Consider the following 23,199-nt stretch of genomic DNA (forward strand, 5'->3'; position numbering starts at 1 on the left):
CCTCCTTGACCTACGCACCGAGCAGCACCGACAACTACTGCTATCGCCACCCCGACCGCCAGAGCTTCGTGCTCTGCCAGCGGTGCGGACGGACGATCTGTGCCCAGTGCCAGACGCAGGCGGCCGTCGGTGTGCACTGCCCGGAATGCGTGCGCGAGGCCCGGGGCAGCATGCCCCGGGTCAAGCCGCAGTCGGTGACCCGCGTGCGCACGATGGTCTCGTCCGGTGCGCCCGTGGCCACCTACGCGATCATTGCCGTCTCGGTCCTGCTCTGGCTGGTCGAGACGGTCTCCGGCAACACCCTGTCGAACGCGATGGCGTTCTACACACCGCTCACGGTGTCGCAGCCGTGGCGCCTGATCACGACGCTGTTCGTCCACGGCAGCATCTTCCACGTCGGCTTCAACATGTGGTCGGTCTACGTGTTCGGCTCGATGCTCGAGCGGCAGTTGGGTCGGGGCCGCTTCCTGGCTCTCTACTTCATCAGCGGGATCGGCGGCTCCGTCGCCGTGTCGCTGATCGCACCGGGCGTCGCGGCGATCGGTGCCTCGGGAGCCATCTTCGGCCTCCTGGGCGCGTTCTTCGTGATCGAGCGCCACATGGGCGGCCGAGGCGTGCAGATCCTGGTGCTCGTCGCGCTCAACCTCGCGATCGGCTTCATCATCCCGGGCGTCGCCTGGCAGGCTCACGTCGGCGGCGTCATCGTCGGCGCGATCATCGGCCTCATCTACATGCGCACCCGCCACCGGTCGATGCGTTTCATCCAGATCGCAGCGATCGTCGCGCTGGGCATCCTGCTCGTCGCGGCTGCGCTGGTCCGCTCGGCGGCCCTGATCGGCTGAGCCGTTTCTGTCCGCACCACGCGAAAGGCCGCCCCTCGGGGCGGCCTTTTCTCGTGAGCCGAAAGTTATCCACAGGCCCATCCACAGTGGGGATAGTTACACCCGTGTAAGACCGCCCGTTATGAATGACGAGAAGGCGTGAACAGCGAGCAGGATCAGCGCCAGCGCGTGGTCATGAGGAAGCCGATGAACATGATGCCGAAGCCGATCAGAATGTTCCAGGAGTGGAGCGCGGGGACCGGGTAGACGCTCTGGCTGACGTAGAAGACGATGATCCAGGCGAGGCCGAGGAGCATGAAGCCGAACATCACCGGCTTGAACCAGACCGGGTTCGGACGGTTCTCGGCGGAGCGGGTCTCGCTCTGGGAGGCACGCGACGTGCTCGCGGTGGTCTTCTTCTCTTTGGCCATGCGCAGCAGTGTACCGGTAGGGCCCCTGTGGACAGCCTTCGCGGTGCCGATCAGGCGCCCGTAGAATCGAGCCATGACCGAATTGCCGAGGCGCCACACGCGCCGCCGCCGCACGTCGGTGCTGGGTGTGCTCGGCGAGATCCTCATCACGGTGGGCGTCGTGGTCCTGCTCTTCATCGTGTGGCAGCAGTGGTTCAACGACATCGTCGTCGCGGGCGACTCCCGCGGTCAGGCCGCCAAGCTCAGCCAGCAGCTCCACGACGAGGCGCCGCCGCGAGCGACGCCCGACAAGAGCGGTGACTACGGCACTCCGGCGGTCACTCCGGCTGCGTCCGACGGCAAGCGCTTCGGCGTCCTGTACGTTCCCCGCTTCGGCGCCGACTACCAGGTGCCGATCGCCGGTGGCACGAGCACCACGCAAACCCTCAACACGGGCGATGCGGGGCACTACGACTCCACACAGATGCCCGGCGCCATCGGCAACTTCGCGATCGCGGGCCACCGAACGACACACGGTGCCCCGTTCGCCAACATCGCCACGCTCCGTGTCGGCGACCACTTCTACGTGCAGACCAAAGAGGGCTACTACACGTACACGTTCCGCAACCTCCAGTACGTCAAACCGACCCAGGTGCAGGTCCTTCAAGAGGTGCCGGACGCCCCGGTCGTGTCGACGGCGTCCAAAGATCGCCTGATCACGCTGACGAGCTGCAATCCGAAGTACAGCGCAGCCGAGCGCATCATCGCCTACGGCGTCTTCTCGTCGTGGCAGCCTCTCTCGGCGGGCCCGCCGTCCGAGATCACCTCGATCGTCGCGAAGGGCTGACCCGTGTATTCCGCTCTGTGGCGTGTCCTGCCCGGCCCTTGGTGGCTGCGCGTGCTGATCCTGATCATCCTCGCCGCGGCCGTTCTGTACGCCCTGGTGACCTGGGTGTTCCCCTTCGCGGACTCGTTCATCGATTCGCCCGACGTGACGGTGGGTTCCTCATGACACGCATCCTTGTCATCGACAACTACGACAGCTTCGTCTACACGCTTAACGGATACCTGCAGCAGTTGGGTGCCGAGACCGACGTCGTGCGAAACGACTCGTTCCCCGGGGCGCAGGCCGCGCGGCGCATCGACGAGTACGACGGTGTCCTGCTCTCTCCCGGGCCGGGAACACCGGCCGCTGCAGGCGTCTCGATCGACGTCGTGCACGCCGCGCTCGACTCAGGCACACCACTGCTCGGCGTCTGCCTCGGGCACCAGGCGATCGCCGAGGCGCTCGGCGCGACCGTCACACACGCCGAAGAGCTGATGCACGGCAAGACCTCCCGCGTCACGCACGACGGCAGCGCTTTCTATGCGAACGTGCCGCAGCCGTTCGTGGCGACCCGGTACCACTCCCTCGCTGTCGTGACCGACACCGTCCCCGACGACCTCCTCGTCACCTCGCAGACGTCCGGCGGGGTCATCATGGGGCTGCGGCATCGCGAGGCGCCCGTGTACGGCGTCCAGTTCCATCCCGAGTCGGTGCTCACCGAGGGCGGCTACAGCATGATCGGCAACTGGCTCGGGGTCGCAGGCCTGCCCGGCGCGGCCGAGACGGCCAAGGGCCTGAGCCCCTCGTCAACCTCGGCTGAGGCCGTTCGTCGGCGTCGCGACACGGGCATGCTCGGTGCGTCGGCAGCGCTGAGCCCTCGTCGACCTCGGCGGAGCCGACCGCCCAGCCGTGCCCGGGGCGGTACTGCCTGGGGCGGTACTGCCCGCAGGTCCACTGCCTGGAGCGGTCCTGCCTGCAGCGGTATTGCCCGCGGCGCTACTACCCGGTGCGCTACTGCCCGCAGCGCTACTGCCCGGTGCAGACGGTCAGCGTGATGGTGCTGCCCTGCTCCTGCTCGCCAACGGGTAGGTCTTGCGACTTGACGATGTTGCCGGTGCAGGTGTCGTCGCCGACCGTCTGCACGGTCAAGCCGAGCGCCTGCAGCGACGTCATGGCGTCGGCGACGGGTTTGGTGGTGACGTCGGGGACGGCCACGGTGCCGCTCGACACGACGATGTTGACGGTCGAGCCCAGGGTCACGCTCTTCCCGATGGCGGGGCTCGTCGAGATGACCGTGCCCGCGGTCTTGTCGGGGCTGTCTTGCTGGGTGACGGAGCCCTTCTCGAGCCCGAGGTTGCTGAGCTGGTTCCAGGCGTCGTCGGCGGTCTGGCCCGAGACGTCGGGCAGGGTCACCGTCTCAGGGCCGGTCGAGACGTAGACGCTCACCGTCTCTTGCTCGGCGACCTTCGTGCCGGAAGGTGGACTGGTCTTGATGATCTTGCCGTCGGCGATCGAGTTGCTCGTGATGTCGACTCGCTCGGGCACCAGCTTGAGCTTGGTGAGTTTCGCTGCACCCGCCGAGTACGTCTCGGAGGTGAGGCTCGGAACACTGACGCCGGTAGCGGACGGCAGGATCACGGGCGACAGGTGGCCGACCCAGAACACGACGGCCGCGATGACGATCGCGATCATGACGATGCCGGCCCAGATCCACGCGACGGGTGGTCTCGTCTGGGTGCGTGCTGGGCGGTTGGTGTCTGTGCTGGAGAGCTCTTTGATGGCCGCCTCGGAGCCCATGGCCGTGCGTGGGTTGACGCCGAAGAGCGTCGTCGCGACGGTCTCGGGCTGCGCCTGCTGGCGGCGGGCGGGCAGGTGGCCCGCGCCGGCGTCGACGACGTCGGCACGGAACTCGGAGGCGCTCTGGAATCGGTCGAAGCGGTTCTTGGCCAGGGCGTGCAGGGTGACGGCGTCGAGAGCCGGCGAGACGGCGGGATTCAGGACGCTCGGAGGCACGGGAGGCTCGCTGACGTGCTGGTACGCGACGGCCACGGGCGAGTCGCCGCGGAACGGCGGGCGCCCGGTGAGCAGCTCGAAGAGCACGACGCCGGTGGAGTAGAGGTCGCTGCGAGCGTCGACGGTCTCACCGCGGGCCTGCTCGGGACTGAAGTATTGCGCTGTGCCGAGGATGGCGGTCGTCTGCGCCACGGTCGCGGCGGAGTCGGAGACGGCGCGGGCGATGCCGAAGTCCATCACCTTGACCTGCCCGGCATGCGTCAGCATGACGTTGCCCGGCTTGATGTCGCGGTGGACGACGCCGGCGCGGTGGGAGTACTCGAGCGCGGTCAGGATGCCCTCGGTGACCCGGACGGCTTCTTTCGGGTCGAGGGGCCCTCGGCGACGATGTCTTTGAGGAGGCGCCCCTCGACGTACTCCATCACGATGTACGGGACGAGCACCTGGTTGCCGAGGGCGTCGCGAACGCTCTCTTCGCCGGCGTCGAACACGCGGACGATGGTGGGGTGCGCCATGCGGGCGGCCGCCTGGGCCTCCTGGCGGAAGCGGGTGCGGAAAGCGGGGTCGGAGGCGAGCTGCGACTTCATCAGCTTGATGGCCACCTGGCGGCCGAGCCGCGAGTCGGTGCCCATGTAGACATTGGCCATGCCGCCATGACCGATCAGATGACCGATCTGGTATCGGTTGGCGAGGAGGCTGATCCCCTCAGTCACGCCTTCAGCCACGAATGTTCTCCCAAATGCCACGGTCCCGCCCCAGTGTACCGGGACGGGACCATCGGGGTCTCGGACCTCAGCCCGAGAACCCCTGTGACTCACTCGGCCGGCGGCGTGGAGCCGTCGGAGGGGTCTCCGGCAGGATCGGACGGATCGCCGGCGGGCGTCACCTTGACCGATACCCCGGGCGAGGCGGGCGACTTGACCGACCCGCAGACCGCGACGTAGCTGAAGGTCAGCGTGCCGGGCGTGGTGGACACGACGTTGACGGTCGTCGTGTTGGCTCCGACGGTCGCACTGGTCTGCCCGGAGTCGTCCTTTCCGCCGGTGATCGTGTACGTGATGTTGGTGAGCTGGTAGCCGACCGGGCAGCCCGTGTAGGTGGGGATCGTGACGGTTGCGCTCGTCGTCCCGTCGGCCGGAATCGCGGTGGGCTCGACGGTCGGGCTCGCGGGATTGCCGGCGGTCACGACGTTGCCGTAGGCGTAGACGGTGATCGTCTGACCGACCTGCACGACGCCGGCCGGGTCGACCTTGTAGACCTTGCCGACCTGGTCGGCTGTCGTCGCGGCGGTCGTGTTGCTGGCGATGTCGACGCGGTACCCGAGGTTGCCGAGCAGCATCTGCGCCTGCTGGACCGTCTTGCCGTTGTAGTCGTTCGCGCCGATCGTGTGCGCGGTCGGAGTCACCGACGGAGTCTCGCTCGGCGTCTGCGAGGGCGTGCTCGACTTCGAGGTCTTCGTGTTGGTGACCGGTGCCGTGGTGTTGTCGTCCGAGTTCGACGTCAGCGCGATCGCCGCGATGACGGCGCCGCCGACCACGACGATGATGCCGAGGACGATGAGCGGCCAGAACCAGGCGCCGCGCTTCTTCTTCTCGGTCTCTTCGCCGTCGCCCGGAGTGTCGACGAGGCCGGTGCCGGCGGCGGCGCCCAGGCCGAGGGTGGCCGCGGTGGGCGCAGGATCACGGTCGGGTGCGGGCATGAGCCGAGTCGTGGAATCCTGCGCCGCGAAGACCTGCGTCGCAGCGTCGCCGTTGCCTCCGACGCCGATGGCCGGGACGGCGGCGGTGGCCGCTGCCACGTCGCCGCGGCGCAGCGCGCGGGCCGCCTGAGCCAGGGCGGAGGCCGACGCGGGACGCTCGGCGGGCTTCTTGGCGATGCACGAGTAGACGAGCTTGCGCACGGGCTCGGGGATCGTGGAAGGCAGGTCGGGCGGGGTCTCGTTGATCTGCGCCATCGCGATGGCCACCTGCGACTCGCCCGTGAAGGGACGGCGGCCGGCGAGAGCCTCGTAGGCGACGATCCCGAGCGAGTAGATGTCGGTGGACGGCGAAGCGGGGTGCCCGGACGCCTGCTCGGGCGACAGGTACTGGACGGTCCCCATCACCTGGCCGGTGGCGGTCAGCGGAACCTGGTCGGCGATCCTGGCGATTCCGAAGTCGGTGATCTTGACGCGACCGTCGGGCGTGATCAGGAGGTTGCCCGGCTTGATGTCGCGGTGCACGAGGCCCGCCGCGTGGGCGGCCTGGAGAGCGGAGGCGGTCTGCGCGACGATGTCGAGCACTTTGTCGGTCGGGAGGACCCGGTCGCGCTCGAGGACGGTGGACATGGCTTCGCCGGGCACCAGCTCCATCACGAGGTAGGCGCTGCCCTCTTCTTCGCCGTAGTCGAAGACGTTGGCGATGCCCTCGTGGTTCACGAGCGCGGCGTGCCGGGCCTCGGCGCGGAATCGCTCGAGGAACCCGGGATCGCCCAGGTATTCGTCTTTCAGGATCTTGATCGCGACGGTCCGGCCGATGACCAGGTCGGTCGCCTGCCAGACCTCGCCCATGCCGCCGATGGCGACTCGGGACGAGAGTTCGTATCGGCCACCGAAGGTGAGCCCGCTGTATGGCCTCATTTGTTCAGCACCGCCTCCATTACTTGCTTTGCTATTGGTGCCGCCACGCTGTTGCCGACGAGCGTCTGACCCTTGCCCGCGCCGTTCCCCACGACGACGGCGACCGCTACCTTCGGGTTCTTCGCCGGGGCGAACCCGGTGAACCACAGAGTGTAGGGGTCTCCGGTGCCGTTCTCGGCCGTCCCTGTCTTGCCCGCCACGTCGACGCCACTAATTCTTGCATTGGTTCCGGTGCCCTTGGCGACGACCTCGGTCATCAGGGTGGTGAGCGTCGACGCCGTGCTCTCGCTGATCGGCGTGCCGAGCGTCTTGCCCTGGAACTTCTCCAGGGTCGACAGGTCGGGGTTCACGATGCTCTCGACGAGCGTGGGTGTCATCTCTTTGCCTCCGTTGGCGATGGCAGCCGTGGTCATGGCGACCTGCAGTGGGCTCTCGCGGACGCTTCCCTGGCCGAACGACTGCAGCATGAGGGTCGCCTCGTCGCCGTCCGTCGACGGGAACACGCTCGCCTCGGTCCGCTGCGGGATGTCGAGCGTGGACTCGAAGCCGAACTTCTTCGCCATGTCGTTGATCTCGTCGTAGCCGAGCTTGGCGCCCAGCTCGGCGAACGGGATGTTGCACGAGTCGATCAGGGCGGTCTCGATGGTGACCGTCGAGCCGCCACCGCAGGCGCCGCCCTCGGCGTTGTTGATCGTGTGGCTCGAGCCGGGAAGCTTCAGGGTCGCGGGGTTCGGCAGCTTGCTGTCTTTCGTGTAGTCGCCGCTCTCGAAGGCGGCGGCCGCCACCACGAGCTTGAACGTGGAGCCGGGGAAGTACAGGTTGCCCTGGATGGCCCGGTTGATGAGCGGCTGCGAGGAGTCGTTGATGAGAGAGTCGTACGCCTTCTTCACCGTGGCCGGATCGTGGCTCGCCAACTGGTTGGGGTCGTACGAGCCCTTCGACACCATGGCCAGGATCTTGCCGGTCGACGGTTCGATGGCGACCACCGAGCCCGTGTTGTCGCCGAGAGCGTCGTAGGCGGTCTTCTGAACGGCGGCGTCGATCGTGGTGTTGACCGAGGCGCCCTCGGGGTCCTTCCCTGTGAGCAGGGAGTTGAGCTTGTCGAAGAACTGCTCGTTCGAACTGCCGGTGAGCTGCTTGTTGAGCGCGTTCTCGATGCCGGTCGCCCCCTGACCGAGCGTGAAGTACCCCGTGATCGGCGAATACAGGTCGCCGTCGGAGTAGGTGCGCAGGAATTTGTACTGGTCGTCGACGGCCTTCGACTCGGCGACGGCCTTCCCGTCGACGATGATCGCTCCTCGCTGGGCGGAGTAGCTCTCGAGGATGGCCCGCGAGTTGCGCGAGTCGGCCCGCAGCGAGTCGGCCTGGACGCCGGTGATGTAGGTGCTGGAGACGAGGAGGGCCACGAACATGGCGAGGACCACGATGCTGACGCGCTTGAGTTCTTTGTTCATCAGCCGACCACGATCCTCGGTTGATTCCGAACGCCGTCTGAAAGGCGGAGCAGGAGCGCGACGATGATCCAGTTCGACAGGAGGAGGATCCTCCGGCCGCCAGGAACGGCATGGTCAGACCGGTCAGTGGGATGACGCGGGTCACGCCGCCCATCACCACGAAGACCTGCAGGGCGATGACGAAGGCGAGGCCGACGCCGAGCATCTTGCCGAAGTCGTCCTGACCGACGAAACCGATCCGGAATCCGCGAGAGACGAGCAGGAGATAGAGGCCCAGGATCGCGACGAGGCCGGCGAGCCCCAGCTCTTCACCGAGTGAGGCGATGATGTAGTCGCTCTGAGCCAGCGGGGTCGTCTGCGGGCTTCCTGGCCGAGTCCGGTGCCGATCAGGCCGCCGTTGGCGAAACCGAACAGACCGGTTACGAGCTGATAGCTTCCGCCCTGGGCGTTGTAGGTCGAGCTGGCGAGCGGGTTCAGCCACGCCTCGAAGCGGCCGTGCACGTACGACAGGGAGACGGACGCGACGATGGCGCCGCCGACGAACAGCACCATGCCGAGGACGACCCAGCTGCCCTTGCCGGTGGCCACGTAGATCATCACGAGGAAGAGGCCGAAGTAGAGGAGCGAGGTCCCGAGGTCGCGCTCGAAGATGAGGACGACCATCGCGACGGCCCAGATGACCAGGATCGGCCCGAGGTCGCGCGGCCGCGGGAACCGCATGCCGAGGATCTTCGGACCCATGAGCGACAGGCTGTCGCGCGCCTGGACGAGGTAGCCGGCGAAGAAGATGGCCAGCGTGATCTTGGCGATCTCACCCGGCTGGAAGCCGAGCGGACCGATGTCGATCCAGACCCGGGCGTTCAGGCCCGTGCGACCCAGCCCGGGCACGAGCGGAAGCAAGAGGAAGACGATCGACACGAACATCGCGATGTAGCGGTAGCGGGCGAGGACCCGATAGTTGCGGATGACGAGGAGGACGGCGATCGCGATGATGAGCGCCGCGATCGTCCAGATGATCTGGCGGACACCCGCTCCCGACGACACGGCCACACCCCGCGCGAGGTCGATGCGGTAGATCTCGGCGATGCCCAGGCCGTTGAGCGTCAGCCCGATGGGGAGGATGAACGGATCGGCCTCTCGAGCCACGACCCGCAGGACGATGTGCATGATCAGGGCGAGGCCCAGGATGCTCGAGCCGCCCCAGAGCACGCCGGTCTCGATCTTGCCGAGCGCGCCGAGCTGCACGAGGATCATCGCCGCGGCGCAGATGCCGCAGGCGACGACGAGCAGCGCCAGCTCGATGTTGCGCAGGCGTGCGGGCTGGCGCAAGCGGATCGTGATGGTCTGCGTCAGGTTGGAGGCCGAGAAGCCCTGGTTGGAGGGCTTGCCGATCGCCTCGGTCGCGTCACTGGCTGCTGGCATCGGCAAGCCTCTCGACGATGGCCCGCGCGTCTTTCAGACTGCCGGCGTTGATCGTGTCTTTCACGTTCTGGCGGTTGTAGTTCGAGAGATCGGTGACGGAGACCGTCGTGGTTTCGTACACGCTCGAGAGGGCGATCGGCCCGAGGCTCTGCTGGACGCCCTTGTAGATGACGACGGTGCCGTCTTGCTGGCCGACGTAGTAGTGATCCTGCGTCCAGCGGTAGGTCGTGAACACGCCACCGGCGACGAGCAGGATCGCGACGACCAGGGCCACCAGCCAGGTGATGCGGCGGCGATGGGCGCGGCGCCGGTCTTCGGCGATCAGCTCGGCCAGGTACTCGTCGGACTCGGGTTCGAAGTGGCTGTCTTCGGGGGTGGTCGCGACCTTGAGGGGGTGCAGCAGGATCGTGGGGAGGCGCAGCGGGCGACGCCCCTCCTGCCCTTCGAACGTGAGGGGCGCGGCGGCCGAGCCGACCGTGGTCGGCACCTCGGCGGAGCTCGTCTCGCTCTCGTCGACGTCCACCACCACCACGGTGACGTTGTCGGGGGCACCGTGATCGAGCGTCTCCTTGACGAGCCGGCGACCGACCGCGTCGGCGTCGAGCCCGGAGGCGAGGGCCTTGCGGATGCGGTCTTCGGCGAGATAGCTGGAGAGCCCGTCGGAGCAGATCAGCCAGCGGTCGCCCGGCTGCGTGCCCAGGATCGCGGTGTCGATCTCGGGAGCGGCGTCGACGTCGCCGAGCACGCGCATCAGGACGGAGCGCCGCGGGTGGACCGCTGCCTCCTCCGGCGTGATCCTGCCCGAATCGACCAGCCGCTGGACGAACGTGTGGTCTGCCGTGATCTGGCTGAGCTCGCCGTCGCGATAGAGGTAGATGCGCGAGTCGCCGATGTGAGCGATGGCCATGCTGTTCCCGACGCGCATCATCGCGCTGACGGTGGTGCCCATCCCGGTGAGCTCCTGGTGCTCGAACACGGTCTCGGCCAGGAGCTGGTTGGCGGCGATCAGTGACGACTGCAGAGCGAACTCGGCATCGCCAGGAGAGGTGTAGGTCTTGTCGGTCTCGCGGATCCTGCGAATCGCGATCGCCGAGGCGACGTCGCCGCCCGCGTGCCCGCCCATTCCGTCGGCCACGACGAACAGGTTGTTGCCCGCGTACCCGGAGTCTTGATTGTTGGCACGGATCTTGCCAACGTTCGACAGGGCAGAGCTCTTGATCGACGACGCCACCCGGTTACCGCCGCAGCTCGAAGCTCGTCGTGCCGATGGTGACCGTGGCGTTCGTCGGAACGGGCGTCGGGACGGTCACTCGCGTGCCGTTCAAGAACGTGCCGTTGGTCGAATCGAGATCTTGGATCACCCAGCGGCCGTTCCAGAGCATGAGTCGGGCGTGGTGGGTCGAGGTGTAGTCGTCGCGGATGATCAGGTTGCTCTCGTTCGAGCGGCCGATCGTGAGCGGGCCGTCGCCGAGCGGCATCTCGAGGCCGTTCTTGGCACCCTTCGTGATGACGAGTCGCGAGGGGACGTCGTTCGCGCCGGCCGGGGCCCGCGGAGCGGCGGGTGCCGCCTGACGCGGAGCCTGCGCGGGAGCCGGCGCCGACTGCGCCTGCTGGGGCGCCGCGGGCTGCTGGTCGTTGGGGAGTCGCTTGGCCCGCTGGCCGAAGAGGTCGCTGCGGAGGGCGTAGACGATGAAGAAGATGAAGAGCCACAGGATCACGATGAACGCGAGCCGGAGGACGAGAAGGGTCAGCTCACTGGTCACCGGAGGGCACCTCCATCACGCCTGTCGTCGCGGGCGGACGAGCCGTCGCGCCGGGGGTCGGCGGGGCTGTTCGAGGACGTCGACACGGGAAGCACTCGGAACACGATACGCGTTCGACCGATTTGGATAAACGAGTCGGGTGCCAGCGCAGCCTTCGAGAGCGGCACGCCGTCGAGCTTCGAACCGTTCGTCGAGCCGAGGTCGGTGGCCTGCGCGCGGGTGCCGTCCCACAGGATCTCGACATGCTTGCGCGACGTCCCGGTGTCTTGGACGGTGATGTCCGCCTCGCTGCCGCGGCCGATGACCGTGCGGCCCTTGCGGAGCGTGTGGCGCCGGCCGTCGACCTCGACGACACCCGTCCAGACGACGTCGTCTTCGCGCACGTTGGCCGATGTGATGCGCAGGATCCCGACCGAGAGGGCAGGGTCTGCATCGAGGGCCACACGCACCGGACCGGCGAAGGAATAGCTCTGGGCGGCCGCGTGATTCTTGACCAGCTGGGTCAGCTCGTCGATGAGAGCGCCGCCCATCTCGTTCATCCGCGCATAGTCGGCCTCGGCCAGATTGACGCGGAAGTCGTTGGGGACGAGGATCCGGTCGCGGCTCACGACGGCGGCCTTGACATCGAGCTCGTGGCGCAGCGCGCTGGTGATCTCGAGCGGCTGCACACCCGAACGGAACGTCTTGGAGAACGCGCCGTTGACGGCACGCTCCAGACGTCGTTCGAAATTGTCGAGCAGTCCCATGGGTCTCCAGGTCGGTTGCACGGAAAGGGCGCAGAGCCACCGATGCTAGCCCGTGCAAGAGTAGCTGCCGCTGCATGCTATCGTTTTCAGGTTGGCCCGAGCGGCCAACGCTGGCGCGAGTGGCGGAATAGGCAGACGCGCACGGTTCAGGTCCGTGTGCCCGAAAGGGCGTGGGGTTCAACTCCCCCTCGCGCACCAGCAAGGGGATTTTCGCTCAACCAGGTCATTTGGTTAGCGAGACTCGTACAGCAAAAAGAAGGCCGGCCTTTTCGGGCCGGCTTTCTTTTCCGTGGGAATTCTCGGCACGCTTTCCGTCCTTCTTCGGTGCAGAGCCCTCCTTTTCGCCGTCCGTGCGACCTGGGAGGTCGCCGTTGGACGTGGGCGCCGACTACTCGCCGAGTTGTTCCCGGCGGTTGAGGAAGCGGCGGTCGAGGACGTCGCCGCTTTCACTTCCTGTGAGGTAGGTGCGGAGCGCACCGACGAGGCCCCGAATGTCGTCGCTGTTCAAGGCGTCACGCGCCCCGTCGTCGATTGCCTCGTCGATCCGGCGTAGCTTCGGAACGAGGTCTTCGCCTTCGTCGCTGAGCAGAAGGGACACGGCTCGTCGGTCCTGCCCGTCCGTGGCGCGCTGCACGAGTCTGCGGCGGACGAGGGTGTCGATGATGCGGCTCGGGCTTGACGTTTCGCAGACGATGAGTTCGCCGAGTTCCTTGAGGGTGATGGGGCCGTACTCGTCGAGGACCAGGATGATCTCGAACTGGCTGGCGGTGAGGCCATAGCTGCTCAGTTGTCGGTTCAGTGCGCGGTTGCCTTCGCGCTGGGCGGCGAGGACGAGGTAGCGCAGCTCCGACGGGGCGAGTCCGGTCGCGGCGGGGTTTGGTTCTGTTTTGGCGGCGGGGGGCATGTGGGTTCCAGTTCGACGAGGGCCGGAAGCGCTTCGGTCCCTATCTTCTCAGGTGAGCGTGCTGCAGAGAGAAACCCCGCAACGGGGAACGCCGCGGCGTTTCCGGTGTCGAGACGCCCTGACTGGACGCTGTGCGTCACACCTCGACAACTTCCGGGCCGGGAAGGACTGCGTCTTCGGAGGCCGTCTCTGTCGTGCCCCGCTTGGCGCCGAATGCTCGCGGGCCGATGGCTCGGAGGATGTTCGGCATGACGATGATTCGAATGACGACGGCGTCGAGGGCGACGGCGATGGCGAGGCCGATACCGATTTCGCGAACGATGCCGATCTGCCCGGTCATGAAGGAGCAGAAGACAGCAATCATGATGACGGCGGCGCTGTTGATCATCCGCCGGGTTCGGCGCGCCCCGTCGAGGACGGCCGCGTCGTAAGCCAGCCCGCCCCGGTGCGCCTCGCGCATGCGGGAGATCATGATGACCATGTAGTCCATGCTGAGGCCGAACATCACGGCGAACAGCAGGATCGGCGTCACGGAGTTCAGCGGCTGCGTCGAGACGGCGTGCTGGACCGCGGTAAGCAGCCCGAGGCTTGCGGCGACGACGAGGACGTTGAACAGCAGCGCGAGCGCGGGCAGGAGTGCCGATCGGAAGGCGAACGCGAGCATGAGGAACGTCAACAGGAGGACGACGCCGGCGATGAGGGGGAAGCCAGCGATGAGGGTGTTGTCGAAGTCGAGCCCTTGAGCGGTCGCGCCGGTGACGGCCACGCTTGCTCCAGTCCCGAGGGCGGCCGGGAGGCCCGTGCGAATGGTGCGGACGAGGTCGTGTGCCTGCACCGAGTCGGGACCCTGCGTGCTCGTAACCAGCAGCCGCATGGTGGTGGTCCCGTTGGATCGGTGAAACACCTGAGAGAGGGGCTTCGGGGTTGTCGCGGCGTCGAGGGCGGCTGTCAGCTGCTCGGTCGGGATTCCCCGTGTGGTGACGGAGTCGACTGAGTTCACGCCGGGTTCTTTCGTGAGAAACTCGGTGGCTTTGTTCGCCAACGTCAGAACCTGGGTGCTTGTCGAATTGCCGTGGCTGGTGAGGATGACGTCGATGGGGAAGAGGCCTTCCTGGCCGATGTCCTTCTTGATGACCTCGAGGCCGATGCGCGCGGGGTCGTTGGCCGGAAGGACCGTTGCGCTCGCGACCGGAGACTGGAGAGAGATCCCCAGAATCGGTGTGGCGACGGCGAGCATGACGATGATGCCGGCAAGGCCGATGAGGCCGGGGTGGCGGGGGTGGCGGTGCGGTGTCGTGCGCTTCTCGCGGCGGGCGGGGAGAGGGATGCGGAGGCGGTTGACGCGATCCCCGAGAAGCACGAGTCCTGCGGGCAGAACCAGGACCGTGACGGCGAGGGCGACGATCGTGACCACGATGCCGCCGAGGGCAATGCTCGTGAACGCCATCACGCGTGGGATGAACAACGCGGCGAGGGCAAGGACGACGGCGATGCCGCTGTACAGCACCGACTTTCCGGCGGTCTGCATCGCGGTCACCACGGCGTCGGCCGGGGTCTCGCCGCGGTCGAGTTCTTCTCGGAATCGCTTGATGATGAAGAGCGAGTAGTCGACGGCGACGGCGAGGCCGATCATCGAGACGATGTTGGAGTAGAGGTTCGAGATGTCGGTCACGTGAGTGGCCAGAAAGCCGATTCCGCTGGCGATTGCGAGGGCCGAACCTGCAACGAGAAGCGGCAGCACCGTCGCCACGACTGTCCCGAAGACGACGAGCAGAACCATGATCAGCAGCGGGAAGACAATGAGCTCGGCTCGGGTGGCGTCCTCCTTGGAGTGTGCGTTGAGCTGGAAGTCCAAGGCGGGCTGACCGGTGACGTAGACGTTCTTCGCCGAACCATCGGCGGAGAGCTTGCTTTGAAGGCCGGGCACGAGGTTCTGGGCGCTGGTGCCGTCGCCGTCGAATCCTGCGGTGATGACGGCGGTGTGACCGCTTCGGGAGACGAATGCCGAGTTGTCGACGGGGGTCGTGATCGTCGTGGCGCCAGCGCTTCGCAGGATATTCGTCGCGGACCCGTAGTCGGGATCGGTCAGCGTCTTGTCCCCGTCGAGGACCACGACAACTTGGTTCGGCGCGTCGCCGAACGCCTTCTGGACGACCTTCTGGGTGACGAGCGCTTCGGCGCGAGGATTGGTGAAACCTCCTCCGGAGAGGGCGCCGTCGAGCTGCGTGGCGAGAAGCGCGCCGGCAGCCAGCACGATGAGCCAGATGGCAAGCACCAAGCGTGGATGGCGGGTGATTCGCCTGGTCAGTTGTGGCATCGGCTGCCCCTTTCGGCATTTACGTGTCATGACATGCATGTTGTATCACGTAAACCCCGGGTTGCGTCAAGCGAACTTCCCCTCTCAGACCATTGACGCTCCCGGTGCCATCGTCCTAGTCGTCAGGGTCGATTTCTTCCATTGACGGGTCTCCCTCACGTTGGTCCGTGGCTCGTTTTGGACTGGGGCTCGGGAAGGGCTGCCCGCCGATCACGGATCTTTGAGCGATTCAATCGCGGTGGCCAAGGCCGCGAAGAGCGCCGACACCTTCCCGGCGAAATGCTCCCGGTGTCGTGCCCACGACATTCCGGAACGCTCGGCTGAAGGCGGATTCTGACTGGTAGCCGACTTGCGCTGCGACGTCTGCGACGGAGCCGTGCGAGGTGCCTCGGAGCAGCACCGCGGCCGCCGAGAGCCTGGCCTGCACCAGGAAAGCTCCGAAAGTCATGCCTGTCTCGCGTTGGAATCGGCGCATGAAGGTTGCGCGTGACGTCGTGGCGTTCAGCGATGCCCGTGCGAGTGTCCAGTTGGAGCCCGGATCATCGAGGATGTCCGTGACGGTCCGGGCGATGTCGGGGTCGCGAACGGCTGTCCAGAGCATGGTGCCCGAGGCAGTCGTGGGGTGGGTTCGGAGCACGACAGCCAGCAGGGCAGTGCAGAGGGCAGAGAGGATCGCCGATGTTCCCCGTCCCTCGTGGAGGGCTTCCCCCGCAGCAGATTGCTGAGGTTGGTGAGGAAGTCGGCATCGGGTCCGGTGTCGCCGAGGGACACCTGCAACGGGTCGGGGAGGCTGTGCGCGAGGATCGCGCCGGCTCCCGGCCCGGCGGTGTAGAAGCCGCAGAACAGATCGATCACCGGAGGGCCACCGCCGACGCTGGTGGTGGAGACGAAGTTCGTTCCCGTCTTTTCCGAGGTGCCGGTCAGCGGCGCAGGACCGGCGGTGACGATCCGATGGGCGGCGCCGCTGGGGATGATGACGACGTCGCCCGCCGTCAGATGCAGTTCTCGGCCGTTCACGACGAGCAGACACTCGCCCTCGAGGAGGACGTGGAACGGTATTCGCTTCGTGCCGGGTCCGACGATGTCCATCCGCGTACTTGCGCCGAGTCGGCAGTGTCGCTCGAGAACGGCTTCGAGTTGGGCATCGCGCAATACTTTGCTGATCGCGTCCATGTGATCCTTTCGCGCAGAAAACAGACTCAAAGAAGTCTATTCGGATTGATTCAAGACTGGGACGCTCGTTGCATGACTACAAATTCACACTCTCTGACGGCCGATGTCGTCGTCATCGGTTTCGGCAAGGGCGGCAAGACGGCCGCTCACGTGCTCGCCGAGGCAGGCAAGCGCATCATCCTGGTGGAACAGGACGAGAACATGTACGGCGGGACCTGCCCGAATGTGGGCTGCGTACCCTCGAAGATGCTGGTCCACTACTCGAGCGCGCGCCGCCTGGAAGACGACAAGCAAGAGTTCTTCGCCCAGTCCGTCGCAGGCGTGAAGGCGCTGACGAGCGCGTTCCGGGCTGGAAACTTCGACAGTCTCAACGGTCAGAACGGCGCCGTCGTGCTGACGGGCACCGCGCGCTTCCTCGACGACCACAGCGTCGTCGTCGGCGAAGGCCGCGACGCGATCACCGTCACCGCGACCACCGTCCTGATCAACACGGGATCCGAACCACTCCTCCCAGCTCTTCCCGGTCTGGCCGAGAGCGCCCACCTGGTCTCAGGCACCGACCTCATCCAGAAGGATCGGCTTCCGAGCCGACTCGTGATCATCGGCGGCGGCTATCTCGGCCTCGAGTTCGCCGACATCTACCGCCACTTCGGCACGGACGTCACCGTGCTCGAAGCCGGCGACCGGTTCTTGGCCCGCGAAGACCCCGACATCGCCGATGCCGTCACCGGCATCCTGGAGGGGGACGGCATCGAACTCGTTACGGCCGCTCGGGTTATCGCCGTTCGAGACAACGAAAACGGAGCCGTTATCTCCTACGAGAAGGACGGGCGCACGTTCGAGGTCGCCGCCGACGCGATCCTCCCGGCCACCGGCCGTCGACCCGCAATCGACAACCTGGACCTCGCCGCCGCAGGAATCGAGGTCACACAGCGTGGTGCCGTGAAGGTCGACGACCAGTTGCGCACCACTCAGCCACACATCTTCGCTCTGGGTGACGTCAACGGTGGGCCGCAGTTCACCTACGTCTCTCTCGACGATGCGCGCATCGTGCTCGACCAGCTCCTCGGTGAGGGCACGCGGCGTGTCTCGGACCGTGTGGCTGTGCCGCACACCCTCTTCATCACACCTCCCCTTGCCACGGTCGGTCTCACCGAAACGGAGGCACGTGCGCAAGGCCTGAACATCACCGTCTCGCGCGAGAACGTCGCGGACATCGTCGCGATGCCTCGCGCCTACACCGTGGAGGAGACGCGAGGGCTGATGAAATTCATCGTCGACGCGGACACCGACACGATTCTTGGTGCCGCCTTGTTGAGTATTGACGCGCAGGAGATCATCAATCTCGTTTCCCTCGCCGTCCGCCATGGCATCACCGCCACGCAGTTGCGGAACTCGATCTACACCCACCCCAGCTCCACCGAAGCGCTTAACGAAGTCTTCGATAAGGTCATCAGCTGACCCTCACCGGAGCGAGGCAAACGAACGCGCCCGGCGGCTCACGAGGCCGACCTGGCGAGGTCGATTTGCCTCAGGACGCGGGCTCGGGCGTAGTCGGCGTCGACCTCTTTCCCCGTGATGAGCGCCCGGAAGAAGATTGGTGCGACGAGTTCTTCCACGAACGCGTCGGGATCGGTGTCGTCGGGGAGTTCGCCGCGCGCGCTGCCCCGGCGGACGACGGCCGCGGCGAGCCCGAGTCGGTACTCCCACAGGGCCCGGCCCGCTGCTTCGACCTCGGGTTCGCGTGAGGCTTCGCCCACGAACGCGCGGATGATTCCCCCGCCGACGCCTCGCAGGTTCTCCAACACGGCGACGACGAGAAGAGAGAGGTCGCTTTCCAGGGAGCCGGTGTCCGGGATCGGGATGACCTCGTCGGTCAGCTGCGACAGGGTGGACGCGATCATCGCAGCCTTGTTCGGAAAACGCCGATAGAGCGTGGCTCTGTGAACCCCGGCGCGCTCGGCTACCGCATCCATCGACAAGCGGGTGTATCCCACCGTGACCAGCATCTCGAGGACCGCCGATTGGACGGAGGCGCTGACCCGGGCGCTCCGGCCACCGGGTCGCTTCCCATCGCCCGCCCCGCCTCGCCTGACAGGGTCCATATCGCCTCCCGGAACGGACAGGATGCGTCCGTGTTGCATCGTGCCTCGCAGTTTGACACACTCCACTAAAGCGACACCGTGTCGCACAACCTGTCTCGGGTTCCGCAGTCCGTCAATCGATGGGCCCGAGCCGACACACCACGTCTGACGTCATCGTCAGCAGCGAAAGGACCCCATGGCGACCGTCACCCGGGCGACCCAGATCACCGCCACCGCCGACACCGTGTGGGAGATCCTCCAGGACACCGCCGCGTATCCGGAGTGGAATCCCTTCATGAAGATCACGGGCAACGTGGTCGTCGGCTCCAAGATCACCGTCCGCATCACGCCTCCCGGAAGCAAACCGCAGACATTCACGCCCACGGTCACCGCCGTCGAACCCGGCCGTCGACTCGCCTGGCTCGGCCGACTGATCCTGCCCGGTGTCTTCGACGGCGCTCACAGCCTTCTGGTGGAGCCGACCTCCGAGACCACCTGTCGCTTCACCCAATCCGAAACGTTCACCGGCATCCTCGTGCCGCTCTTCCGCAGTCTCTTGAAGAACACGGACGCCGGATTCGCCGCCATGAACGCAGCACTCGCGGCACGGGCGGAGAACGCCTGAAACAGGCGACCGACTGAGTCGGGCCGGGTCAGGTCCCGAGAGTGGGGCCTGGTCGGGCGGGGTGCGGGCCGGGTTGATTCGAAGTCAGCGTGATACGCCGGTTCGACCTCGATCGGGGTGACGTCGTTCGGCTCGGAGTGGAGCCGGTGACGGTCGACGGGGCCTTGGGGCGGCCGTGGTCGTTGTGCCAAGCTGAGCGGAATTCACCGCTTACCCGAAAGGCGGCTCATGCGCATCGCAGCGTTCATCGTCACCATCTTGTTGGCCACAGGGCTCTTGATGGGCGGAGTAACCCTCCTCGTCCTCCAGAGTGATCTGCAAGATCCCGGTTGGATCTTCGTTCAGTCCCTGGCGATGATTCCGTTCGTTTATGGGCCGTTGACCGTCGGGTCGTTCCGTGCCTCGTGGGACGTCGCCGGGTCGCTCGAATCCGGACGTTATTTTCGTCGCATCGTCTTGGTTGTTCTTGGTCTCGAAGCCATTGCTGCGGTCTGCACGGTCGCCTGTGCCATCGTGACGTCAAGCGGTCCTCTGATTCCTGTCGTCTTCATCGGCACCGGTGCTGTGTTGACGGTCATTGCGTTGCTGGTCGGGCCGATCGTCTATCGGTACGACCGGGCCCACCCGAGGCCACATCAGGAGTGGGTGGCGATCGAGCCGACGCAGGTTCGGCGGAAGATCGTGGTGGTCGCGATCACGTTCGTCGGAGTGCTTGCTCTGGGACTCATCGGCCTTGGTGTGGTGAACGATTTTGCTCCACGCAGCCTGAGTTTGTCGCAGCTCCTCCTCTTCGCCCTGTCTTTCGCGTGCATCATGGCCGGCGCTGTCGCCATTTTCTCCACCTTGCGATGGAATCGAAGGCTCCGCGATGTCACTGACAGGGATCCGTCGAGGCTTCGACGCATCGCCAAAGTCGTCATTCGCAAGAAGCCGATTGATCTGGAGCCGGAGGATCTGACCGCCGCGGCTCGGTATGCGGCCGTCATCTCGATCACGATGTCGTTCCAGCTGGCCTATCTCGTTCTCCTCTACGCAGGAATCCTGCTCCAGCAGATCAACACGTTGCGCGAGGGCTTCGGCGACAGCTTCTCGATCATCATCATCGTCTTCCTTGTGGCGATCCTGGCCGTCATCTTTCCTCTTCAGGTGGTCCGCATCGGTCGAGCCCGCCGGTACGTCCGAGAGCACACAGCTGATCTCGACCCGCTGGCCGCCTGAACACGAGTCTGGACGAGTGGGCCTACTACGACGTCGTCGTCACCGCCAACCCGGGCAACGGCTTTTGCTTCCGGTTCGCCGGACGGGTGGAGGAGAGGGCCACCGGGCTGAAAGGGCCCGGCGCGACCTCGCGGGTGGCTGAGCCTCATCGGCGGAGAGGCGCTATGCCGCCCTCCAGGCACCGCTGAATGGCGGGACCGAGCCAGGTCGTGGCCTCGGCCTCGTCCATCGCGACGATTGCCGGCAGCTTCAGCACGTAGCGGCAGAACGCGAATCCGAGGACGTGTGACGCGATGAGGGCGGCCCTCTTCGCCGGCACGGCGTCCCCGTTCGAATCCCCGGGGACGGCGTGGGCGATGACGGGAAGGAGTTGCTGCTCGAAGACCGTTTTCATCTTTTCGGCAGCGGCGGTGTCTTTCGGTGCGGCGGTCAGGAGAATCCGCAGGGGAACCCCGGTGTCGGTGGCCTCCCACCGCTCCACGAAGTGCTGCGCCAGGGCGGCGCCGAGATCCTGCCGGGGTGTGTCGCTGAAGTCGGACATCTCCAGATCGATCTCGGTGGCGGCGGAGAAGAGCCCGTCCTTGCTGCCGAAGTAGCGCATCACGAGAGCCGCGTCGATGCCCGCCTCGGCCGCGATGGCGCGGATCGACGTCCCGTCGTATCCGTCCGAAGCGAAACGGTGACGCGCGACCTCGAGGATGAGGCCTGCCGTCCTGGCCTTCTGCTGCGCCCGCGACGTGGAATCGGTCATTCCTCCATTCTATTCAACGATCGTTGACCCAACGGATCGAGAAGCGTAGGGTCAACGTTTGTTGACCGAAAGCATCGGCCGCGGAATGGAGCGTCATGTCAGCGAGAAGTGAAGTGGACGTGGTCATCGTCGGCGCGGGCCCGGCCGGGCTGACCGCCGCCTGTGCCCTGCGTGCCCGCGGGATCGACGTGATCGTGATCGACGCGGCTGCGGAAGGCGCGAACACGTCACGCGCGGCCGTCATCCACCCCCGCACCCTCGAAGTCCTGGAGCCTCTCGGTGTGACCGCGCCGATCGTCGAAGAAGGGGTCCGCGTGCCGGAGTTCACGGTGCGCGACGGCGGCAGGATCCTCGGTCGCCTCGATTTTCGGATCCTCCCGACGCCCTATCCGTTCACCGTCATGCTGCCCCAGTCGCGGACCGAAGCGATCCTGACGGGACGGCTGCGAGAGCTGGGAGGCGAGGTCCACCGCGGGCTCCGCGTGACCGACGTGGCAGCGACCACGGCCGGAGCCCAGGTCGTCGCAATCGCTGACGACGGCAGCACCCGGCGGATCGACTCGACCTTCGTCATCGGGTCGGACGGCGCGAACAGCATCGTCCGTCAGAGCCAGGGGATCGACTTCCCCGGCGCACGATACGAGCAGTCGTTCGTGCTCGCTGACGTCCTGATGGACTGGCCGCTTGCTCGCGACGAGGTGCAACTCTTCTTCTCGCCCCAGGGGCTCGTCGTCGTGGCGCCCCTGCCCGGCGGCCACCATCGAGTGGTCGCCACCGTCGAAACCGCGCCGGAGCATCCGGACCTCGCAGACATCGCGGGCCTGCTGGACGCGCGCGGGCCCGGGGCGACCACGGTGCGGGAGGTCACGTGGAGTTCTCGCTTTCGCGTCCATCACCGGCTTGCAACCGCCTATCGGGCAGGACCCGTCGTCCTCGCCGGCGATGCGGCTCACGTGCACAGCCCTGCCGGTGGTCAGGGCATGAACACCGGAATCCAGGACGCCGTCGACCTCGCCGGCACCCTTGGCCGCGCGCTGGCGAACGATCCGGATCCTGAGGGGCTCGACGGATACGAGGGGCGTCGCCGTCCCGTCGCACGCTCGGTGGTCTCGCTGACCGACAGGATGACGAGAGCCGCAACGGTCGAATCCGCCCCGATGCGAGCGGTCCGCAACGTGGCCGTCTCCACCGCGTTGCGAGTGCCGCAGGTGCGGCGGGCGCTCGCGCTCCGGATAGCCGAACTCAGATGATCGGGTCGCCGACAGGCACGAACACAGAACGCTGGCGCTCGACCTCTTGACGCCGGGCGGAGGCGGTGCTGAGCTAGGAGCGGTTTGGTGTGACCTGCCGCCTGCGCCGGTTCCGGTTGGGTGAACACATCGTTTCGAACGTCGTCTCTCTCAGAGCGAGGTGTCGCTCAGCAATGCAGGCACTGATCTTTCGACACCGTCGACTCCAGGAGATCCTCATGCCACTCACGATCGACGAAGCCAAGCGCTCAGCGCGAGTGCTTCGCGAAGACCTGCAGCGCAGGTCGCACGACATCAGCCACGGCCAGGCGCTCGAGATCGTCGCGCACCAGCTCGGCTACGCCGACTGGAACACGGCAGCCAGCCGGCTCGACTCGCAACAGCACCTCGACTCGCAGCACCGACTCGACTCGCAACGGCCACCGGACTGGGGCAGCCCGGTGCCCGTGATCCGGATCCAGGACCACGCCACGGCCTACGACTTCTACGTCGAGTACCTGGGGTTCGCGGTGCAGTGGGAGCACCGTTTCGAGCCCGAGCTGCCGCTCTACGCTCGCCTCGCCCGGTCCGGCGTCGTCATCGACCTGTCGGAGCACTACGGTGACGGCACGCCGGGCAGCGCCGTGTGGATTCCCGTGCGCGACGTCGAAGCGCTGCACGTCGAACTCATCGGCAAGCGCAACGCCCACTCGCGGCCCGGCGTCGATCGCTCTGCGCCGGGGGTCCGACCCTGACGGTGATCGACCCCTTCTCCAATCGGCTCCATTTCTGCCAGCCCGGGTGATCGAGCCTCTCGAGCGCGGCC

The 23,199-nt window shown here is 66.5% G+C and carries 21 protein-coding genes, 1 tRNA gene and 4 pseudogenes; 10 read left to right on the top strand and 16 right to left on the bottom strand.

Annotated elements, in window-relative coordinates:
- Nucleotides 1-5 precede the first annotated feature (5 nt).
- Nucleotides 6-842: a rhomboid family intramembrane serine protease gene (locus QUE79_RS04595; protein WP_286345641.1), complete on the top strand. Its 837-nt coding sequence runs from the start codon at nt 6-8 to the stop codon at nt 840-842.
- A gap of 155 nt (nt 843-997) precedes the next feature.
- Here QUE79_RS04595 and QUE79_RS04600 read toward each other — a convergent pair whose 3' ends face one another.
- Nucleotides 998-1,252: a cell division protein CrgA gene (locus tag QUE79_RS04600; RefSeq protein ID WP_286345642.1), complete on the bottom strand. Its 255-nt coding sequence runs from the start codon at nt 1,250-1,252 to the stop codon at nt 998-1,000.
- A 73-nt stretch (nt 1,253-1,325) separates the two neighbouring features.
- Between QUE79_RS04600 and QUE79_RS04605 the strand changes: the two genes are divergently transcribed.
- From QUE79_RS04605 to QUE79_RS04615, 3 genes and pseudogenes are all read left to right on the top strand, one after another.
- Nucleotides 1,326-2,078, top strand: coding sequence for a class E sortase (locus QUE79_RS04605; RefSeq protein WP_286345643.1), 753 nt, complete (start codon nt 1,326-1,328; stop codon nt 2,076-2,078).
- Between the two features lie 3 nt (nt 2,079-2,081).
- Nucleotides 2,082-2,243: a hypothetical protein gene (locus QUE79_RS04610; RefSeq protein ID WP_286345644.1), complete on the top strand. Its 162-nt coding sequence runs from the start codon at nt 2,082-2,084 to the stop codon at nt 2,241-2,243.
- Nucleotides 2,240-2,860: pseudogene (locus QUE79_RS04615) on the top strand (anthranilate synthase component II); the annotation flags it as partial. The gene QUE79_RS04610 and the pseudogene QUE79_RS04615, both read left to right, overlap by 4 nt.
- Before the next feature lie 223 nt (nt 2,861-3,083).
- Here the strand turns inward: QUE79_RS04615 and QUE79_RS25220 are convergent.
- The 8 genes and pseudogenes from QUE79_RS25220 to QUE79_RS04650 form a co-directional block, all read right to left on the bottom strand.
- Nucleotides 3,084-3,854: a PASTA domain-containing protein gene (locus QUE79_RS25220; protein WP_350271741.1), complete on the bottom strand. Its 771-nt coding sequence runs from the start codon at nt 3,852-3,854 to the stop codon at nt 3,084-3,086.
- Nucleotides 3,855-4,145: 291 nt separating this feature from the next.
- Nucleotides 4,146-4,717: pseudogene (locus tag QUE79_RS25225) on the bottom strand (protein kinase domain-containing protein); the annotation flags it as partial.
- A 167-nt stretch (nt 4,718-4,884) separates the two neighbouring features.
- Entirely contained in the window at nt 4,885-6,687 is a 1,803-nt protein-coding gene (locus tag QUE79_RS04625) for a protein kinase domain-containing protein (RefSeq protein ID WP_286345645.1), read from the bottom strand.
- Nucleotides 6,684-8,141, bottom strand: a complete 1,458-nt coding sequence (locus QUE79_RS04630; protein ID WP_286345646.1) for a peptidoglycan D,D-transpeptidase FtsI family protein — start codon at nt 8,139-8,141, stop codon at nt 6,684-6,686. The genes QUE79_RS04625 and QUE79_RS04630 overlap by 4 nt, the downstream gene beginning before the upstream one ends.
- Nucleotides 8,141-9,563, bottom strand: a pseudogene (locus QUE79_RS04635) (FtsW/RodA/SpoVE family cell cycle protein). The gene QUE79_RS04630 and the pseudogene QUE79_RS04635 overlap by 1 nt, the downstream one beginning before the upstream one ends.
- On the bottom strand, nt 9,547-10,794 hold the full coding sequence (locus QUE79_RS04640; RefSeq protein ID WP_286345647.1) for a PP2C family protein-serine/threonine phosphatase: 1,248 nt from the start codon (nt 10,792-10,794) through the stop codon (nt 9,547-9,549). The pseudogene QUE79_RS04635 and the gene QUE79_RS04640 overlap by 17 nt, the downstream one beginning before the upstream one ends.
- A gap of 4 nt (nt 10,795-10,798) precedes the next feature.
- A complete protein-coding gene (locus tag QUE79_RS04645) occupies nt 10,799-11,326 on the bottom strand; it encodes an FHA domain-containing protein FhaB/FipA (RefSeq protein ID WP_286345648.1) in 528 nt (175 codons plus the stop codon).
- Entirely contained in the window at nt 11,323-12,072 is a 750-nt protein-coding gene (locus QUE79_RS04650) for an FHA domain-containing protein (protein ID WP_286345649.1), read from the bottom strand. The genes QUE79_RS04645 and QUE79_RS04650 overlap by 4 nt, the downstream gene beginning before the upstream one ends.
- Nucleotides 12,073-12,185: 113 nt before the next feature.
- Between QUE79_RS04650 and QUE79_RS04655 the strand changes: the two genes are divergently transcribed.
- Nucleotides 12,186-12,270: transfer RNA gene (locus QUE79_RS04655), tRNA-Leu, on the top strand.
- A gap of 190 nt (nt 12,271-12,460) precedes the next feature.
- Here the strand turns inward: QUE79_RS04655 and QUE79_RS04660 are convergent.
- The 4 genes from QUE79_RS04660 to QUE79_RS25235 all read right to left on the bottom strand — a co-directional run bounded on the left by QUE79_RS04660 (nt 12,461) and on the right by QUE79_RS25235 (nt 16,466).
- On the bottom strand, nt 12,461-12,976 hold the full coding sequence (locus tag QUE79_RS04660; protein ID WP_286345650.1) for a MarR family winged helix-turn-helix transcriptional regulator: 516 nt from the start codon (nt 12,974-12,976) through the stop codon (nt 12,461-12,463).
- A 136-nt stretch (nt 12,977-13,112) separates the two neighbouring features.
- Complete coding sequence (locus tag QUE79_RS04665; protein ID WP_286345651.1) at nt 13,113-15,251, bottom strand: MMPL family transporter; 2,139 nt, start codon at nt 15,249-15,251, stop codon at nt 13,113-13,115.
- Between the two features lie 271 nt (nt 15,252-15,522).
- A complete protein-coding gene (locus QUE79_RS25230; RefSeq protein WP_350271633.1) occupies nt 15,523-15,894 on the bottom strand; it encodes a helix-turn-helix transcriptional regulator in 372 nt (123 codons plus the stop codon).
- On the bottom strand, nt 15,795-16,466 hold the full coding sequence (locus QUE79_RS25235; RefSeq protein ID WP_350271634.1) for a cupin domain-containing protein: 672 nt from the start codon (nt 16,464-16,466) through the stop codon (nt 15,795-15,797). Before QUE79_RS25235 ends, QUE79_RS25230 begins: the two co-directional genes overlap by 100 nt.
- A 72-nt stretch (nt 16,467-16,538) precedes the next feature.
- Between QUE79_RS25235 and QUE79_RS04670 the strand changes: the two genes are divergently transcribed.
- Nucleotides 16,539-17,927, top strand: a complete 1,389-nt coding sequence (locus QUE79_RS04670) for a dihydrolipoyl dehydrogenase family protein (RefSeq protein WP_350271635.1) — start codon at nt 16,539-16,541, stop codon at nt 17,925-17,927.
- Nucleotides 17,928-17,965: 38 nt separating this feature from the next.
- Here QUE79_RS04670 and QUE79_RS04675 read toward each other — a convergent pair whose 3' ends face one another.
- Nucleotides 17,966-18,370 carry a TetR-like C-terminal domain-containing protein gene (locus QUE79_RS04675; RefSeq protein ID WP_286345653.1) on the bottom strand — a complete coding sequence of 135 codons (405 nt, stop codon included), beginning with the start codon at nt 18,368-18,370 and terminating at the stop codon, nt 17,966-17,968.
- A gap of 3 nt (nt 18,371-18,373) precedes the next feature.
- Nucleotides 18,374-18,610: pseudogene (locus tag QUE79_RS25240) on the bottom strand (helix-turn-helix domain-containing protein); the annotation flags it as partial.
- Nucleotides 18,611-18,746: 136 nt separating this feature from the next.
- Here QUE79_RS25240 and QUE79_RS04680 point away from each other — a divergent pair.
- Both QUE79_RS04680 and QUE79_RS04685 read left to right on the top strand, forming a co-directional pair.
- Nucleotides 18,747-19,175 carry an SRPBCC domain-containing protein gene (locus QUE79_RS04680; protein WP_286345654.1) on the top strand — a complete coding sequence of 143 codons (429 nt, stop codon included), beginning with the start codon at nt 18,747-18,749 and terminating at the stop codon, nt 19,173-19,175.
- Nucleotides 19,176-19,403: 228 nt separating this feature from the next.
- Entirely contained in the window at nt 19,404-20,393 is a 990-nt protein-coding gene (locus tag QUE79_RS04685) for a hypothetical protein (protein ID WP_286345655.1), read from the top strand.
- A gap of 145 nt (nt 20,394-20,538) precedes the next feature.
- On the opposite strand, the gene QUE79_RS04690 is transcribed toward QUE79_RS04685, so the two are convergent.
- Nucleotides 20,539-21,144: a TetR/AcrR family transcriptional regulator gene (locus tag QUE79_RS04690; RefSeq protein WP_286345656.1), complete on the bottom strand. Its 606-nt coding sequence runs from the start codon at nt 21,142-21,144 to the stop codon at nt 20,539-20,541.
- Nucleotides 21,145-21,257: 113 nt separating this feature from the next.
- Here QUE79_RS04690 and QUE79_RS04695 point away from each other — a divergent pair, with 113 nt between their 5' ends.
- Both QUE79_RS04695 and QUE79_RS04700 read left to right on the top strand, forming a co-directional pair.
- Entirely contained in the window at nt 21,258-22,394 is a 1,137-nt protein-coding gene (locus tag QUE79_RS04695; RefSeq protein WP_286345657.1) for an FAD-dependent oxidoreductase, read from the top strand.
- A gap of 218 nt (nt 22,395-22,612) precedes the next feature.
- Nucleotides 22,613-23,128, top strand: a complete 516-nt coding sequence (locus tag QUE79_RS04700; protein ID WP_286345658.1) for a glyoxalase superfamily protein — start codon at nt 22,613-22,615, stop codon at nt 23,126-23,128.
- Nucleotides 23,129-23,199 lie beyond the last annotated feature (71 nt).

It is taken from the genome of Frondihabitans sucicola (genome assembly GCF_030296615.1).
In the GTDB taxonomy this organism is placed as follows: domain Bacteria; phylum Actinomycetota; class Actinomycetes; order Actinomycetales; family Microbacteriaceae; genus Frondihabitans; species Frondihabitans sucicola.

Excerpts from the sequence above, each read along its gene's own strand:
- QUE79_RS04600 (WP_286345642.1), bottom strand. The coding sequence starts at position 1,252 with ATGGCCAAAGAGAAGAAGACCACCGCGAGCACGTCGCGTGCCTCCCAG.
- QUE79_RS04605 (WP_286345643.1), top strand. The coding sequence starts at position 1,326 with ATGACCGAATTGCCGAGGCGCCACACGCGCCGCCGCCGCACGTCGGTG.
- QUE79_RS25220 (WP_350271741.1), bottom strand. The coding sequence starts at position 3,854 with ATGGGCTCCGAGGCGGCCATCAAAGAGCTCTCCAGCACAGACACCAAC.
- QUE79_RS04625 (WP_286345645.1), bottom strand. The coding sequence starts at position 6,687 with ATGAGGCCATACAGCGGGCTCACCTTCGGTGGCCGATACGAACTCTCG.
- QUE79_RS04630 (WP_286345646.1), bottom strand. The coding sequence starts at position 8,141 with ATGAACAAAGAACTCAAGCGCGTCAGCATCGTGGTCCTCGCCATGTTC.
- QUE79_RS04650 (WP_286345649.1), bottom strand. The coding sequence starts at position 12,072 with ATGGGACTGCTCGACAATTTCGAACGACGTCTGGAGCGTGCCGTCAAC.
- QUE79_RS04660 (WP_286345650.1), bottom strand. The coding sequence starts at position 12,976 with ATGCCCCCCGCCGCCAAAACAGAACCAAACCCCGCCGCGACCGGACTC.
- QUE79_RS25230 (WP_350271633.1), bottom strand. The coding sequence starts at position 15,894 with ATGCTCTGGACAGCCGTTCGCGACCCCGACATCGCCCGGACCGTCACG.
- QUE79_RS25235 (WP_350271634.1), bottom strand. The coding sequence starts at position 16,466 with ATGGACGCGATCAGCAAAGTATTGCGCGATGCCCAACTCGAAGCCGTT.
- QUE79_RS04670 (WP_350271635.1), top strand. The coding sequence starts at position 16,539 with ATGACTACAAATTCACACTCTCTGACGGCCGATGTCGTCGTCATCGGT.
- QUE79_RS04675 (WP_286345653.1), bottom strand. The coding sequence starts at position 18,370 with ATGATCGCGTCCACCCTGTCGCAGCTGACCGACGAGGTCATCCCGATC.
- QUE79_RS04680 (WP_286345654.1), top strand. The coding sequence starts at position 18,747 with ATGGCGACCGTCACCCGGGCGACCCAGATCACCGCCACCGCCGACACC.
- QUE79_RS04685 (WP_286345655.1), top strand. The coding sequence starts at position 19,404 with ATGCGCATCGCAGCGTTCATCGTCACCATCTTGTTGGCCACAGGGCTC.
- QUE79_RS04690 (WP_286345656.1), bottom strand. The coding sequence starts at position 21,144 with ATGACCGATTCCACGTCGCGGGCGCAGCAGAAGGCCAGGACGGCAGGC.
- QUE79_RS04700 (WP_286345658.1), top strand. The coding sequence starts at position 22,613 with ATGCCACTCACGATCGACGAAGCCAAGCGCTCAGCGCGAGTGCTTCGC.